Source organism: Bacillus cereus group sp. BfR-BA-01382, assembly GCF_022663475.1.
Lineage (GTDB): Bacteria > Bacillota > Bacilli > Bacillales > Bacillaceae_G > Bacillus_A > Bacillus_A thuringiensis_S.
This window is the reverse complement of record NZ_JAKUFQ010000127.1, coordinates 1-14,142: the sequence shown is the minus strand read 5'-3', so window position 1 is coordinate 14,142 and position 14,142 is coordinate 1. Positions and strand designations below refer to the sequence as shown.

Genomic DNA, 14,142 nt, shown 5'->3' with positions numbered 1-14,142 from the left:
ACCTGCGAATTTGTGTATCTATACGGAAGAAAAATTAAATGGAAAGAAGATACATTCAATAACTCTTTTGCTCTCTCTAAAAACACATATAATGAATTCTTTGGTATATTGTCATATATTTTAATCATATTGCCTCACTCACTTTCAGTTAATACAAATTAACACCTTATATCTGTCCCAACTTCTACTATAAGCACTCCGACACTAAAATATTCAGCCCAATAAAAAGCAGAGCACATGTTGTACTCCGCTATTTAGGCACATAAATTATATATTTGTTGTATCACGCTTTTGTTTACAATTTTCCCATGTTCTTCTGCATATACAAACAGAACAGGAACATTCTTTTTATCTGAATAGACTTTGCTTTTTTCTTTTGCTCTTTTTACATTTGGAGAAGGACATTTTTTCCCTTTTCGACCATGCTTCAATTCTTTTTCGGATTTAATTTGAATGGCTCCCAATAATTTATCCGCTCTAAAAATTTTATAATCAATAGCGAATTCCATATCTTCACTATCTTTTGCCCTTTGAAATCTCAACCATTTGAATCTTTCATGCAAGGTTGAAATGGCATTGATTTCACGAGCAAATCCCATCCAGGGAACATCAATGACGGAAATATAAATGAAATTCACATAATCATTTATAGAGACAAATTTCTTCCCACGTTTTGTTGCTTCATCATACAGAAATTCACCCATCTCAAAAATATCTTCTAATTTTCGACCATACTCGAAATTCACATTTCGTTCTTTGTAAGAGAGTACACTCTTGATGTTCTCTGCTTCTTTTTCATGAATAGAATATTTTCTTACCACATCTTGTTTTTCAGGTGTCATTCGTTTAATTAAACCGTTTCTTTTCTTACCACTTGCAAAGTAATAGGATTCCCACTCGTAAAAGTTTCTCGCTTTGCTTTTTTTACAAAGTTTTATAAGATGTCCTACTGCCCAAGTAGAATTCAATCCTAAAGATACGCTAAGTTTATTTATTTGAGAGAAAAGCTCTGTTTTTTTGAAATTCAACCGCTCTGCTCTTGTTTTGATAATGTATTTCATCTATATTCACCATCCTTTTCATTGACTATAGTTAATAACTTATTTTCATAATACTATTAGTATCGACTATAGTCAACAGAAAAATAAAAGAGACCTATTTGGTCTCTTCGGACAAATCTTCATATACAACCAAGACTGAACAACCCCATGAATAACTGGCAGTAACGAATTTTATAGATGGATTCGCTAAGAATTGGTTTAATTTTTTCTCTAATCCACTATCTGTTAATGCTGTGAATATTTTAGTCTTCATATAAACACCTTCTTCCTGTTCCTCTAAATAAATCTTGCTTAGACAAATACAAGTGGAGAAGTTTTTAAGCCAGGTCCTTCACACCTCTCAGGAATTATTTTGCCAGGCCTCCTACACCTCAATGAGATTTTTTAGCCAGGTATCTCGTTCCTCTATCCACTTGTTATATCGGATTATAGTATTTATAACGACAAATAATAATCACAGAAGAGCTTGAGCAGTTTCTACTTAATTCAGGGAATCATCCATTTCCCTTCATACTTACTACAATCAATAAAAAGAGAGCACAACTACGCACTCTCTCGTTCACTCCATATTCTTTTTACATCCAATGACTGAATCGTTACTGTATTAACTTCATCCACACAGCAATAATATGTTCGTGTTGATTGTAATTGCTGTTTAATTTCTGAAACAGTTGCCAAATTAAACCCTTCAGAATCCTTGTTTTCTATGACTTCACCAGATTTCAATTCAATATATACGATAGATGATTTGAACACTGGCTGTTCTGCTAATCGTACTTGAATTGACTCAAACTTAAATTTATTTTCCCCAACATGTTTATTCAAATAGGGAATTAAGTCTTCCATATCTCTATCTTCTATATGTTTCGCTTCCTGTAAATCTAATGTAAATAACACTGCTCGTCCAAATGATGAACCCTTTCTCATTTTCTTAACATATAATCCACCACTTACTCGAATTACCTTTTTACACATACAAAACACTCCTTAATAATTGATTTCTGTAAATACCTGTTTTGTTATAATCCATTTATTATAGATTTTCATAGGGAAAATATAAAAAAACCAAGCGAAATTATTTGCTTGGTTAATTTTATAATTATGATTCTTTGTAATACGCAATAAGAGCCCTATAGTCTATATCTTTAAAGCTATCAATCATTATCTCTGAAGCATATCCTTCACCTACAGGTAGTAATGTTTCTTCCATTTCTTTCTGAACGATTTCACTGACTAAACTCACCAATTCCAATTCATTCATATTTTGATTTTCCAGAACAACTTCCTCTACTTTGTTGCCATGAAATTTTGAAACTAAAGTTGTTGCTAAATTATCGAACTTTTTCATAATAGGTTGCTCCTTCTTTTCTGTATCATTCATTTTCATTTGTTTATCACAATCTTCACAAACTAAAATCCCTAATTTTTCACAATAAATAGTTTTACATTCTTCAATTTCCTTATATGTGAAAAAATGCTCACATTTTTCGCATCTTAAATCTTCATCAACCATCATTATTCTCTCCTTTTGTACTGTATCAACTCTGCTTATTTGATATTTCTTATCAATCTTCATCTATGAAATAAATCTTCCATTCTTTTGAGCAGTCCGTTGCAAACGACTTTACACTCTTCGTTGTATGTCGCTTATACAAGTAACTTCCATCTTCATCAAACATTCCAAACATAGTATCACCCATTGCTTGTTCTAATCGAATTGGATACCATATATCGTTTTTCACTTGGAATACAAATACAGGGTCAGAGATAAGGTCTCCATTTTGTTTTCTATAAAAACCAATGAATAACATATCACCTGCTTTTTCAACAACAAATGGCAAGAAACTATCTTGTTCAATACGTATAGAAACTTCGTCTTTCTTAAAGAATTCTTCAACCGATGTTCTTCCATGTTTTACAATAATCTTTTCCATCACTTTGCGAAATGCTTTAAATTCAAAATTCATTTGAATCGCTCCTTTTAAAATAAATTCAATTAAATACCTAATTTTTATATCCTAAGTATTATACTTTTGCGATGAATTAAATATAAGAAAATACTTTATTATTCACGAAAAAAGACCTCTTTCTATAAAGAGGTCTAAATCAGATTATATACTTAATTATAATTTATATTCTCCCGCTTCTACTTGTGCATCTGGCTTTCTCCTTACAACCGTCTGCTTTACAAAGACCTTCCTACCATCTTTCAAATATCTCCAATGACCTCTTCTTGTCCAGGCCATTGTCTTTGCATGGTATTCTCTTTTAGGAAGTTCTTCACGGATGCTAAATCTATAGGTTTTTCTACCTATTTTTCTACTGTTTTTTCCGACCTGTGTTGTATCCTTTGTTTCTGTATTACTATAATTACTTTCTTTCATATGAACAACTTCTTTATCTTCCATAAAATTCATCATAAAGTAACTTACTTGCATAAAGATATTTAAGGAATATAGCATTAGCTTGTCTTTCGCTAACGCAAACTCTTTTTCTAACTTATATTTCTTTAAATCATAAGTATTTACAATTTTATTTCTGATTTTCCCTTTATATATATAAGAGTGAAATTCTATGATTATATCACCATATGCATCATAAAGAGTAACATGAGTATCTTTTTCATGTAATTCAAACTGAAGATAAGTTCCCTGCGATAATCGATTCATTTTCACTTCCAGTTCAATTACGCCTTTTTCTAATGGGAAACCACCATTTTCAATATTATAATTTGCCTCGTACCATTTCTCGATTTTCTCCATTTGAGTAGCGGAGACTATGATTTTGTCATATCCTTCTGGCATTACAAATACCTTTTTATTTTTTGCTCCTAATAACGATAAGAAATTTTGATTTTTCATATGAACTCGTTCCTTTCAAAAGAATTTTTCAAATACCTGTTTTATAAATTCTTTATATCTTAGAACGAGAGGTTTACTTTCATAACCAAAATAAAAAACATCTTACTCTTTGGGTAAGATGCCTGGGATACACTCTTTACTTTCTTTCAATATTTCTATTGCAGTATCTATTTTCGTTAGCAATTCCTGATTTATATGATTAACCTGCGAAGAAGATAATGAAGGTTCATCCGTTCTTCCCAAAAGAAAATCCGATGACACATTCAATACATCGCATAATAAATCTAACATTTCTATAGAGGGCGTACTATAGCCTGTTTCATAATTAGATATGGTAGTTTTTTTCGTATTCACTTTTATCGCAAGTTCCTCTTGAGTGAGTCCACTCCATTTTCTTGCTAATCTTAATCGTTTTTTAAATACTCCCACTACGTCCAATGAATAGCCATCCTTTCAAACTCATAATTAGTTCTATCATAAACAAAAAAAGAAAGGATTTCCACCTTTCTTCTTTTCATGATTCATCCTTATTCTCTTTCAAATATAAATTTACTTCTGACATGTTCTTAATTACTGGTTTATCTTTTTCATATTTGATTTTTACTTTGTAAGTTCCTTTAGACGTAGTTGCTGTATAAACATCATATGAATTTCCCTGCTCTAATACAATCTCTTTCTCATTCACACCAATTTCTTTAGCAATTACTTTAGTTCTTTCTATGTCACCATCAGTATCCTCTACTATTTGAAATAGCCTTTCTCCTTGAACCTTTAATGCCCAAAATCCACAAAATACAAATAATACAACAAGGATGAATAGCACAACTGGAGGAATCCATTCACTATCCATAAAATCATAAGTGAACCTTATATTCTTTTGTTTTTCATTTTCTTCTTTATCCAATTTAACCACCATAATTACTCCTTTTGTAAGATGTTCAAACGATTCATTTTCGTGATAATAGACTTGTCATTTTTTTATGTCCATTTTTAATTAAAAATCATCTTTTGATGTGCTCATAGAAAACACCGACTAACTACAATTTTTTTCTAATAGACCCACTTAATTTTAATTAATTTATTTGAATTAATTGATTTACTTATCTGTAGAACTCATTTTTACTTGAGCTATATTTTCTATAACTGGTTTAGATTCCCCTTTTAACAGCTTACCAGCTTCAATTGTTTCTTTTATTTTAAATTTATATATACCTTTTGAAGTTGTTGCTGTATATAATCCTAACTCTAACTCTTCTCTGTCTTCATTTTCATTAATATCTTTTTTTATTACGACTTCTCTTTGAGGTATATCCAACTCATCAGCAACAATAGCCAGTATAGCAATGTTTTTGTTTTTTATGTATTTATTATCCTTTTCGTATAACGAAGTCGCTGTAAAATATAGTACGCATAGAACAGAAATAAATATGACTACAGCGATTACAACTTCCCAAGCTTCTTTCTTACTCATTTACCACAATTCCTCTCCATTAAAATTCATTTATTTTTAAAATATTTCTTATGAAACATGTTAGTGCAAAGAAAAGTCATTAGCTCACCATTTTGAACATCTACTCCCACTTCCATTTTGATATCAAACAGAAATTGAGTAGCAGTGAAATAGGATTTTAACCTTTACTTTTAAACAATTTCATCATTTTAAAAAATATGTTATAAAAATATACGTTATCCACATGATTCCCCACCATATTAAAAATCCATAAAGACACCCTTTAGCAATTTCCCAATCATATTTCTCTCCTTTTGGTGTTGTTATAACGCATATAATTGTTCCGATTATAGAGCCTAATAAGGTTGCTAAAAATGCATAAAACAATTGCGTTCCATCCATTTTATTTCCTCCTTAAAATATTTTTTATTTACTATCATCTGCTTCTTTCGTGGCAATTTTTATTTCTACGATTCTTTCAATCTTTGGCTTTTCACTATCTTTATCATTTATTTCAATAGAGTATACTCCTTTTTCCGTATCCGCTTGATAAATATTTGGTTCTTTATTCTTTAGAATAATTTTCGATTCAGAAACATGAACTTCTTTTGCAATCTCTTCTCTAATCTCCGATTCATACATTTTTTGTTTGTGTTCAATTGACCCGATGAATCCACCTAAGAGCAGATAAAGCAAAGATATACCTAATATGCTAAAAATGAATGCAATAAATAATTCAAAATAATCATCCATATAAACATCCTCCTTTCTATAAAAATCATACTAAATTCATTAACTATAGTCAATATAAAAACCAACAATATAACTAAGTTATCTTCATAACTTCCTATTTACTGACAACAAAAAAAGACTACAAAAAGTAGTCTTACTGTTCTTCTTCAGAGAAGTATTCAATATAAGCATCAAAATCTGAGTCTAAACATTTTAAAGATATTTTTTTAGACCTATCTAATTCACGATAATGTCTTTTGTAGTAAGGATTATCCCCCTTAAAATTCGGGTCATCCACTAATGTATTCTTAATATGTCTCTCTAATTTATCAAGTATAAATCTATCTACCCTTTTTATATCTAAATCCCTAATTTCATCAAATGCATCCTTAATGTATGCATTATATATATAAAACACAACCATTTCGGCTTCAAAACATCCTGAAGGGAAAAAGCTCCTAAACTTAGGTTTCAGAGATTCCTTTGCTTTATCAAATAATGACTCATCTATATACACACATCCTTCTGGATACCGTTCTACTAAGCTATCGCATACTTCTTTAAGCTCTAACAGTTCAGGCTTAGACTTGCAAAGTAATGATATGTATTTCAAGATGAAGACTTCAATATCAGAAATCTTTTTCTTTAATACAATTGTATATAATTCTTTTACTTCCTTTAGTACTTCAATAATTAATTTATCATCTTCTACCTTATTTGGTTTCTCTTGTACCCTCATTTTCTTTATCTCCTTTTACAAGTTCAGTACCGATAAAAAGCAATAAATTTCTAAATGGAATAAAACAACCATTTTAACCATTATTCTCTTAGCAACTCCACATTCCTTAATTTTATGGAACTTAAAGAGATTTGTTGATTTCTATTCATTACTTTCAAACTTGCCAGCTTTGTATTTGATTTTTTATAAAAAGGATTTTTACTTAGAATTCCCTCAATTTCAGTCAGTTTTATATTTCTTAATGTATTCATATTTTTTTACCTGCATTTTCTTATCTTGGGTTAATTGATTGATATCATCTCTTAATCTTCCTAATTCACAGTCAGCATGAAAGGCTATACCAAGTAGAATACAAAATACCAAACCCGTTGCAACTGTTAGCATATCTTCATCTTCGTTTAATTATTTTTGGGGAAGTCTGTAGAACTCCCTCCTTTTTCAAATGCTCTCTAATCTTATTTGATAATACCGTATCTTCTTTGCTACCGTTCCCTTCCATATTCCAAGCAAAATACCACTTTTCTAAAATTCGTTGTAATTCATCATTATTTAGCTCTAATTTTTTATCATCATCATTTAAGGTTTCTATCGTTTCAATACAGTCATCACCATAAGCACTTGAGGGATACCTTTCGTAGAATTTTTCTTTTGCATCGCTCTCATTATCTGCGGTTGCTTTGTAAGTTTGAATTTCATTTACAAATCGGTTGTAAAAAATAACTACATACTTATTCATTGTTAACCTCTCTTCTATATACACATATAAATTATTTATTCTTTCATAAGCATCATAAAAATCTCTTTTGCTTGATATTCTTTCGGGATTTGTTTCACTGCTTCCTGTGGTGTATTCCCCTCTAAAACTGTCCAGAACGAACGTCTAACCACTTTACCTTTCACCACAGACTCTCTTATGTAATTCGTGTGATACTTCATCCTATGCCCTTCTTCCTTTAAAATGTTTTATGCCACCATGCTTTAAATGTCTTCTTCCATTTTCCATTCACTAATTCAAATCCATCTATATAACACTTACCATTTATCGTTGTTATGTTTTGTCCATTCATTTCTTCATGAAAAGGAATAACAGAACTCCCTGAAACTACAACTCTATCCGTTTGATTTACAATGACTGCTCCTCCACAAAATGCTCCCATTTCCATCACCCCTTCTATTTAAAGTAAGATTTTATTCTATAAAAAAAAGAGGAAGCAAAATCTCCCTCTTTTTTTAATTTAGTTATTAAGCATCTAAACCATATGCTTTTACAAGTGCGGCCAAGCCACCTTGGAAACCTGCTCCAACAGCATTGAATTTCCACTCACCGTTATGACGGTATAATTTACAGAACACAACAGCCGTTTCAATTGAGAAGTCTTCACCTAAATCAAAGCGGAAGATTTCCTCTCCTGTATCTTGATTCACTAAACGAACAAATGCATTTTTTACTTGTCCAAAGTTTTGATTACGGTTTAATGCATCGTAGATTGTTACAGTAAATGCAATTTCCTCAACATTAGAAGGTACTTTGTCTAAATGAACAACTAATTGCTCGTCATCACCGTCTCCCCCACCTGTTAGGTTGTCACCTGAATGAACAACAGAACCACAAGTTGATTTTAGATTGTTATAGAAAATAAAATCTAAGTCTTTTGCACATTTACCTGCTGAATTTAATAGAAACGCAGATGCATCTAAGTCAAAATCATGACCACCATCAAATTCATTAACATCCCAACCTAAACCAATCATTACATTTTTCAGGTTCTCTCTACCTTTTGTAAGGTCTACTTTTTGTCCTTTTTGCAATTGAATTGCCATAATCAATTCCTCCAATATGTATTAAGATTTAAGCTCTACTTATATAAAACCACATATATCAACTATAGTCAATATAAAAATAATAATATATAATATAGTTAATAAATAAAAACTTAAGGGAAGGAGATGAGGTTAAATGTTTTTTCTTTGGAATGCTCTTAATATAGGATTGCTTATCGCCTCAGGGATTGCAATTCATAATAACAATATGAAATCTGGAATCATTTATGGAGTGATTGGCGGGATATCTCTTTTACTCAGCATACTTTACTACTATAGAAGACAACTTATGAAAAATAATGCGGATTCAACTATGGGAGTTTGTATTGATAGTCTGGATTGTTTAGCTTGTGACATGAATCAAAAAAATGGATTTGATTGCGTGGATATTGAATGTGGTAAAATGCAGATTTTAGAAATTGATTGTGATGGTGTAGAATGCATGAACGCAGATTGCTGTAGTTTATAACGAAAAGAAAGGTGCTTTTAACATGATGAAACCTACAATGTTTTTGTATAAGGCTTGCTTATTAATACCATGTCATCGAAGAAAAGAAAGATGTTTACATATAAGAGGAAAACAAATGCCTATATGCACACGATGTTTTGCCATACTCTTAGGACATTTACTAATCCCTCTATTCTTTATGTACTCTGTACCTTTCTATATAGGTTTTCTGCTACAAATCCCCATGGTAGTTGATGGATACACACAATTAAAGAAATGGAGAACCAGTAATCACGTCTTGCGGTTCCTAACAGGTATTATAAGCGGTGCAGGATTGTCCATTTTAATCATCGCTTTTGTACGTCTACTTACTAATTAAAAAACAGAGGAGGAATAGACCTTTAGATTAAAATTCATATTAAATCTATTAATAAGAATAGCTATTTCAATATTACTTTATGGTTCTTTTCACTTCATTCTGTTTTTAGAAAGTAATCGACTATAAAAATATTTAACCTTATTGACTTTTTTGTATACATATGCGAAACTATTAAAGGCTGTTATACTTAAAGAATCACCAAAAAGAGGATGCATATGCATCCTCTTTTTATTTATACTATTAATGGCTCAACTCTTTAATCTCTAACTTTTCTACTTTGATAATGGCTCCTTCTTTGAAAGTTACATGATAGGAGCCTTCTTTTGTCTTTACTTCATAAAATGCTTTATTACGACCAATAGGTTCTATAGACTCTATTTCATCTGCATTTTTCAAATGCAAGCTATCTGCAACAGCTTTCCTTTCCTGCTTTGTTATTTCATTCATTAAAGCTCCTCCTGATAGTGCAAAACATAGAGCACTAATAACTACCAATATCAATGACCATGAGTTTTCAACAAAAAGAACTCTATACATAAACACAAATACCAGTATAAAAAATACCAAAGTTAAAATTTTTAATAAAAAATATAAATTTAAATTTAACATCCTTCTATCCCCTTGTTAGTCTCAATAATACTTATATGTAATTTGAATGATTCTACTTTTCTCCATTTACCTTTTCTACCTTACTAACAGTTGGTACTAAGGCTCCACTTTCAAAAGTTACATGATAAAAACCATCTTTTATCTTCACTTCATAGAATGACTTGTCATGACGACCTATCGAATTCATTGACTCTATTTCATTTTCATTTTTTAAATGTAAACTATCCACAACGGCTTTCTTCTGATAGTTTGCTTGTAGCGGAAAGAAAATAAAAGAACTAACAATAAAGCATACAATTGTAATCATTGGAAGTTGGTATATGATATCTGATTTATCCCCAAAAAAGAGGACTCCCAGCATAAATAACATGGTTAATACTAAAAAACCAATAACAGTAAACTTAATCAAAATATAAAAAGTCACTTTCTTCACTCCTTTTCTGTTTCAGTAATTTTATATAATTCAGTAAGCCTTATAATCTTTGTTATTTTTATATCACTATCAAAAATAACAACATATTGTTTATCTAATTTCTTTATGATGTAGCCTTTTTGATTTTTTTGAACTTCCCCCTCACTATCTTCAAAATCATGAAAAACAATATCGTTTTCATTAACATCTAAAGCTTTTGCTACTGATTGATATTCTATTTTTACGGAGTTCTCTTTCTCTTTCTGCATGTTATTGAAATCTATCAAGAATACTGCCAGTAAGGAAACAAGTGCCCCACATAAAAACGAAACATAGAAAAACTCTGAAGGCATTCTTTTATTTGTAATTTTTTCATATTCCCACTCTTTCGATAGAATTGTAATAAATAAAATGAAAAAGCCAATGGAACTTAACGCGAAAACAAGAATGACTTTATAACAATCTTGAAAATGAAAAAACGTCAACACATTATCAGCCCCTGTCCTCATTCATCATAACATTATCATTGACTATAGTAAATAAAAAACAGAAGAGTGAACTCTCTCCTGTTTTTTAGTATCCATAATATAATTATTGTAAACTATGATTGCAATTCTAAAATATTTAAATTATTTTCAAACTCTTTTAATTCATGAGTATCTAAACTCTCTGCATCCACAAGCTTTTTCTCCTCATTTCCCACTTGTGTAAACATTTTTTCACTTCGGTAATTCACTGAAACATAGCCGTAGTACCAAGGGAATAAGCCACTACCGAATCGGACCTTAAATACAATCTCTCTTTCTCTTTCATCAAATGCAATATCAGTCGCTCTTACAACAATATAATCTTTTCCTTTTCTGTCCCCATTGTCTATCATGTATAATGCTGTTTTATAAAAAAGTAAAAGTCCCTTTCTTGCAAACTCAACATCAATTCCGTAGGTATCACTATATTTTTGGATTTGTTCCATCGTTTCTTGCTGATTAATTAATAGTTTTACAACCATATATCTATCGCCTCTTTCTTTTTTAATTTAATTAAGATTTACTATTCTATTTCATACCTATTCTTTTTATAAGAGTCTATCCTAATTTTTTGTTTGAGATATAATCATACTCCACAAAATATTCATTCTCTGGAAAATCATCAGGGTTCAAACTGTCTTGATTGATTTGTTCAAGATTCAGCTTCTCTTTAACATGATTAGCAAACAGATAATATAACCGTTGATTACGTAGCAAGTTTTTTAACAACGTTAAGGTCGAAAATTTTCGTTCCACTAATTGAAGTCTTTCATCATTTGAAATCTCAGCAAATAACCATTTATCTGTTTCTTTATTTACGTCCTCTACAAAATAGTGTAGATAATACTTATCCTCTTTTGACTTAGTAATAAAAAATAAAGGAAAATCATAAAAGTCAAAGATATGGATTGTTACAGTATGTAAATATTCCTCTATTGGTATTAAAATCATTCTAATATCCTCCTTAAAGCCAACAATAATTATCAAGATTCACTTCTGATTTTAACCTTAAAATAACAGAAGACTCTCCTATGAAATGCACTACATAATTACCTTTTCCAAATGATACACGACCTATATTATTCGTTTCATAAACAATATTAATTTCATTTTTAGAAAGATTAAGTTCTTCTGCTACATTCTTTAATCTTTCTTCTTGAATCGTATCCTGTCTTGTCTGCATCATATAAGAATATGAACCTATTACAATCAGGATTACTCCAAGTGACATAAATAGATGTCCTTTATATTCATGACCACTTTTATTTAATACCAATATAAGCCAACTAACGAAACCGCATATAAATATTATGATACCTGCTATAAGTATATACATACATACGTACTCACTCTTTTTCTGACTTGTTCTTTAGTTCTTCTATTTTTACAATGGTTGCAGTTTTTTGTTTGAATTGAACATAATAATCACCTTTTAATGAAATAGCATTCATAGAATCCCTATACTCGGATTCAAATCTTATCTGTTCTTTAGGAATATTTAATTCCTTTGATATACTATTTTCTCTATCACTATTAAGCTTTTCATGTGGTGCTTTAGCATTACTAAGTACGTCAGATATGCCCAATACAATAATTATTAATGCAGAAAGAAATAATATAACTACTGATGTTATACCTATAACATCATTATTTTTTTTATCTGCGATATGCATTAATAACAATCCAAATACAAAACTAATGATTAAAACAATATATATCATCATTTCTTCCCCTTCCTAATGCCAAGTATTATACAAAACCCATACAACAATCGGAAAGCTTATAAATCCAATAGCAAGATTATAAGCTTCCTCTTTAAACGTATAATCCTCACTTTTCATTCCTTCATATATACAAAATGCACTTATAAGTAGCATTGGTATTTCAGATAGCCAGAATAAATAATTCACCGTAGCCACCCTTTATTTATAAGTCTCTGTTTGTTTTCTCTCTTTTATGAATGGCTACAATTGAATCAGTATCTTTTTTAAATAGAATTGCGTATACCCCGTCCTGTGTAATTGCCTCATAATAATCTTTTCCTTCTCTATTTTTTTCTTCTTTAATTTCTATTTTAGATTCTGGCTTCTTCAATTCTTTTGAAATAGCTTTATATCTATTTTCTTTAAGCTCTTGCATTCCCTCAAGATAGTCAAATCCAAATAAGCCAATAGCACTTAAAAACAGCATACATGCAAATATGCCCAAAACATCTTTCCATTTCATATTTATTCACCCTTTCATTTTTACAATCGCCTCTATTTTATTGTTATTTCTTGATAGTTCAATAAGGTAGTTTCCTTTTTCTGTTTTTGCTATATATTCTATTTGTGTTCCCTTTTCTAACACCACTTGTTCTTTCTTTACATTTAATTTCTTTGCTACAAGTTGTCTAATATTAGATAATGATTGTTGTTTATCTAATCGTTTTACCGCTACTTTGTTTTCATCAGCTACTTCATAGGCACTATGTAAAGCCTTTAAAGTCTGAAATATCAAGCCTGATGCTGAGATAAAACACAATAGAGTCCAATATAGTTTCTTTGTTTCTATTTCAGCCATTTGAAAGAAACATGTTAAAAACAGAAATGCGATAAACAAGTAAATATCTCTTTCATCCATGTGTTGTATTGACGTTATCATTTTTTAAATCCTTTACACAGAATATTCAAACTTTATTATTCAAACCTTTTATACGATTCATTATCCTATCAAAATCCACGAAGGTTCTTTTTTAAAACGAACACCATCGTTATCCTTCCTTCACATATATAAGATATATGTTTCTATATTCTTTAGTTAAAGAGCTTAGAAAAGTTTGGGTCTGCAATAATTGTCAAAACTGCCATAATCCCTACAACAGTAACTAAAATTAAAGTGGACCTATTTGGTTTAATTACATACAAAATGCTTGAAAGTACAAATGAAATACATACTACCAACTGTATAACTAATAATTTTTCCCTACTTATATTTAGTAATATATCCACCATTATCCTCATCTCTCAATTCATTATTTTACAGCCTCTACATTGTTAATCTTATCGAGTTTAAACAGCATACCTTCTTTTACATAGGCTTTATAGGTTTCTGTTTTTGTGAC

29 protein-coding genes are annotated in these 14,142 nt (G+C 30.3%); 2 read left to right on the top strand and 27 right to left on the bottom strand.

All coding sequences use genetic code 11. The features are described from left to right. Positions 1–254: 254 nt before the first annotated feature. The 17 genes from MR160_RS29880 to MR160_RS29800 form a co-directional block, all read right to left on the bottom strand. Positions 255–1,061, bottom strand: coding sequence for a hypothetical protein (locus MR160_RS29880; RefSeq protein ID WP_061662577.1), 807 nt, complete (start codon positions 1,059–1,061; stop codon positions 255–257). A 94-nt stretch (positions 1,062–1,155) separates the two neighbouring features. After that, the gene (locus MR160_RS29875; RefSeq protein ID WP_015055224.1) at positions 1,156–1,314 is read right to left on the bottom strand and encodes a hypothetical protein; all 159 of its coding nucleotides are present in this window, start codon (positions 1,312–1,314) and stop codon (positions 1,156–1,158) included. Between the two features lie 290 nt (positions 1,315–1,604). Then, on the bottom strand, positions 1,605–2,036 hold the full coding sequence (locus tag MR160_RS29870; RefSeq protein ID WP_099009454.1) for a hypothetical protein: 432 nt from the start codon (positions 2,034–2,036) through the stop codon (positions 1,605–1,607). Between the two features lie 124 nt (positions 2,037–2,160). Next, the gene (locus MR160_RS29865; RefSeq protein WP_242298913.1) at positions 2,161–2,574 is read right to left on the bottom strand and encodes a hypothetical protein; all 414 of its coding nucleotides are present in this window, start codon (positions 2,572–2,574) and stop codon (positions 2,161–2,163) included. A 52-nt stretch (positions 2,575–2,626) separates the two neighbouring features. Beyond that, positions 2,627–3,028 (bottom strand): DUF6908 domain-containing protein, encoded by a 402-nt coding sequence (locus tag MR160_RS29860; protein WP_242298912.1) that lies wholly within the window; start codon positions 3,026–3,028, stop codon positions 2,627–2,629. A 156-nt stretch (positions 3,029–3,184) separates the two neighbouring features. Further along, on the bottom strand, positions 3,185–3,922 hold the full coding sequence (locus tag MR160_RS29855; RefSeq protein ID WP_242298911.1) for a hypothetical protein: 738 nt from the start codon (positions 3,920–3,922) through the stop codon (positions 3,185–3,187). A 102-nt stretch (positions 3,923–4,024) separates the two neighbouring features. Then, the gene (locus tag MR160_RS29850; protein WP_242298914.1) at positions 4,025–4,351 is read right to left on the bottom strand and encodes a helix-turn-helix domain-containing protein; all 327 of its coding nucleotides are present in this window, start codon (positions 4,349–4,351) and stop codon (positions 4,025–4,027) included. An 85-nt stretch (positions 4,352–4,436) separates the two neighbouring features. Continuing rightward, on the bottom strand, positions 4,437–4,838 hold the full coding sequence (locus MR160_RS29845; protein ID WP_242298910.1) for a hypothetical protein: 402 nt from the start codon (positions 4,836–4,838) through the stop codon (positions 4,437–4,439). Between the two features lie 180 nt (positions 4,839–5,018). Then, positions 5,019–5,393 carry a hypothetical protein gene (locus MR160_RS29840; protein WP_242298909.1) on the bottom strand — a complete coding sequence of 125 codons (375 nt, stop codon included), beginning with the start codon at positions 5,391–5,393 and terminating at the stop codon, positions 5,019–5,021. A 183-nt stretch (positions 5,394–5,576) separates the two neighbouring features. Continuing rightward, positions 5,577–5,774, bottom strand: a complete 198-nt coding sequence (locus MR160_RS29835; RefSeq protein WP_144536858.1) for a hypothetical protein — start codon at positions 5,772–5,774, stop codon at positions 5,577–5,579. Between the two features lie 24 nt (positions 5,775–5,798). Further along, the gene (locus MR160_RS29830; protein WP_242298908.1) at positions 5,799–6,125 is read right to left on the bottom strand and encodes a hypothetical protein; all 327 of its coding nucleotides are present in this window, start codon (positions 6,123–6,125) and stop codon (positions 5,799–5,801) included. 133 nt (positions 6,126–6,258) lie between these two features. Beyond that, a complete protein-coding gene (locus tag MR160_RS29825; protein ID WP_242298907.1) occupies positions 6,259–6,843 on the bottom strand; it encodes a hypothetical protein in 585 nt (194 codons plus the stop codon). Between the two features lie 219 nt (positions 6,844–7,062). Continuing rightward, positions 7,063–7,227 carry a hypothetical protein gene (locus MR160_RS29820; protein ID WP_242298906.1) on the bottom strand — a complete coding sequence of 55 codons (165 nt, stop codon included), beginning with the start codon at positions 7,225–7,227 and terminating at the stop codon, positions 7,063–7,065. A 4-nt stretch (positions 7,228–7,231) separates the two neighbouring features. Continuing rightward, positions 7,232–7,579, bottom strand: a complete 348-nt coding sequence (locus MR160_RS29815) for a hypothetical protein (protein WP_242298905.1) — start codon at positions 7,577–7,579, stop codon at positions 7,232–7,234. Positions 7,580–7,614: 35 nt separating this feature from the next. Beyond that, entirely contained in the window at positions 7,615–7,779 is a 165-nt protein-coding gene (locus MR160_RS29810) for a hypothetical protein (RefSeq protein WP_242298904.1), read from the bottom strand. Between the two features lie 17 nt (positions 7,780–7,796). After that, the gene (locus MR160_RS29805; RefSeq protein WP_242298903.1) at positions 7,797–8,000 is read right to left on the bottom strand and encodes a hypothetical protein; all 204 of its coding nucleotides are present in this window, start codon (positions 7,998–8,000) and stop codon (positions 7,797–7,799) included. Between the two features lie 85 nt (positions 8,001–8,085). After that, complete coding sequence (locus MR160_RS29800) at positions 8,086–8,664, bottom strand: TerD family protein (RefSeq protein WP_242248854.1); 579 nt, start codon at positions 8,662–8,664, stop codon at positions 8,086–8,088. 136 nt (positions 8,665–8,800) lie between these two features. On the opposite strand from MR160_RS29800, the gene MR160_RS29795 reads away from it, so the two are divergent. Together MR160_RS29795 and MR160_RS29790 are read left to right on the top strand one after the other, a co-directional pair. Further along, positions 8,801–9,133 carry a hypothetical protein gene (locus MR160_RS29795; RefSeq protein WP_242289098.1) on the top strand — a complete coding sequence of 111 codons (333 nt, stop codon included), beginning with the start codon at positions 8,801–8,803 and terminating at the stop codon, positions 9,131–9,133. A gap of 22 nt (positions 9,134–9,155) precedes the next feature. Then, positions 9,156–9,491: a DUF2085 domain-containing protein gene (locus tag MR160_RS29790; protein WP_346670371.1), complete on the top strand. Its 336-nt coding sequence runs from the start codon at positions 9,156–9,158 to the stop codon at positions 9,489–9,491. Between the two features lie 240 nt (positions 9,492–9,731). On the opposite strand, the gene MR160_RS29785 is transcribed toward MR160_RS29790, so the two are convergent. The 10 genes from MR160_RS29785 to MR160_RS29740 all read right to left on the bottom strand — a co-directional run bounded on the left by MR160_RS29785 (position 9,732) and on the right by MR160_RS29740 (position 13,682). Then, entirely contained in the window at positions 9,732–10,100 is a 369-nt protein-coding gene (locus tag MR160_RS29785; protein WP_242298901.1) for a hypothetical protein, read from the bottom strand. 52 nt (positions 10,101–10,152) lie between these two features. Beyond that, positions 10,153–10,524: a hypothetical protein gene (locus MR160_RS29780; RefSeq protein ID WP_242298900.1), complete on the bottom strand. Its 372-nt coding sequence runs from the start codon at positions 10,522–10,524 to the stop codon at positions 10,153–10,155. A 5-nt stretch (positions 10,525–10,529) separates the two neighbouring features. After that, positions 10,530–11,000, bottom strand: a complete 471-nt coding sequence (locus MR160_RS29775) for a hypothetical protein (protein ID WP_242298899.1) — start codon at positions 10,998–11,000, stop codon at positions 10,530–10,532. 113 nt (positions 11,001–11,113) lie between these two features. Further along, on the bottom strand, positions 11,114–11,521 hold the full coding sequence (locus MR160_RS29770) for a hypothetical protein (RefSeq protein WP_242298898.1): 408 nt from the start codon (positions 11,519–11,521) through the stop codon (positions 11,114–11,116). 76 nt (positions 11,522–11,597) lie between these two features. Beyond that, positions 11,598–11,990, bottom strand: a complete 393-nt coding sequence (locus tag MR160_RS29765) for a DUF6575 domain-containing protein (RefSeq protein WP_242298897.1) — start codon at positions 11,988–11,990, stop codon at positions 11,598–11,600. Between the two features lie 13 nt (positions 11,991–12,003). Further along, positions 12,004–12,270 (bottom strand): hypothetical protein, encoded by a 267-nt coding sequence (locus tag MR160_RS29760; RefSeq protein WP_242298896.1) that lies wholly within the window; start codon positions 12,268–12,270, stop codon positions 12,004–12,006. A 115-nt stretch (positions 12,271–12,385) separates the two neighbouring features. After that, positions 12,386–12,760 carry a hypothetical protein gene (locus MR160_RS29755; protein WP_242298895.1) on the bottom strand — a complete coding sequence of 125 codons (375 nt, stop codon included), beginning with the start codon at positions 12,758–12,760 and terminating at the stop codon, positions 12,386–12,388. Positions 12,761–12,775: 15 nt separating this feature from the next. Beyond that, positions 12,776–12,949, bottom strand: a complete 174-nt coding sequence (locus tag MR160_RS29750) for a hypothetical protein (RefSeq protein WP_242298894.1) — start codon at positions 12,947–12,949, stop codon at positions 12,776–12,778. Positions 12,950–12,965: 16 nt separating this feature from the next. Then, positions 12,966–13,265, bottom strand: a complete 300-nt coding sequence (locus tag MR160_RS29745; RefSeq protein WP_242298893.1) for a hypothetical protein — start codon at positions 13,263–13,265, stop codon at positions 12,966–12,968. 6 nt (positions 13,266–13,271) lie between these two features. After that, complete coding sequence (locus MR160_RS29740) at positions 13,272–13,682, bottom strand: hypothetical protein (RefSeq protein ID WP_242298892.1); 411 nt, start codon at positions 13,680–13,682, stop codon at positions 13,272–13,274. Positions 13,683–14,142 lie beyond the last annotated feature (460 nt).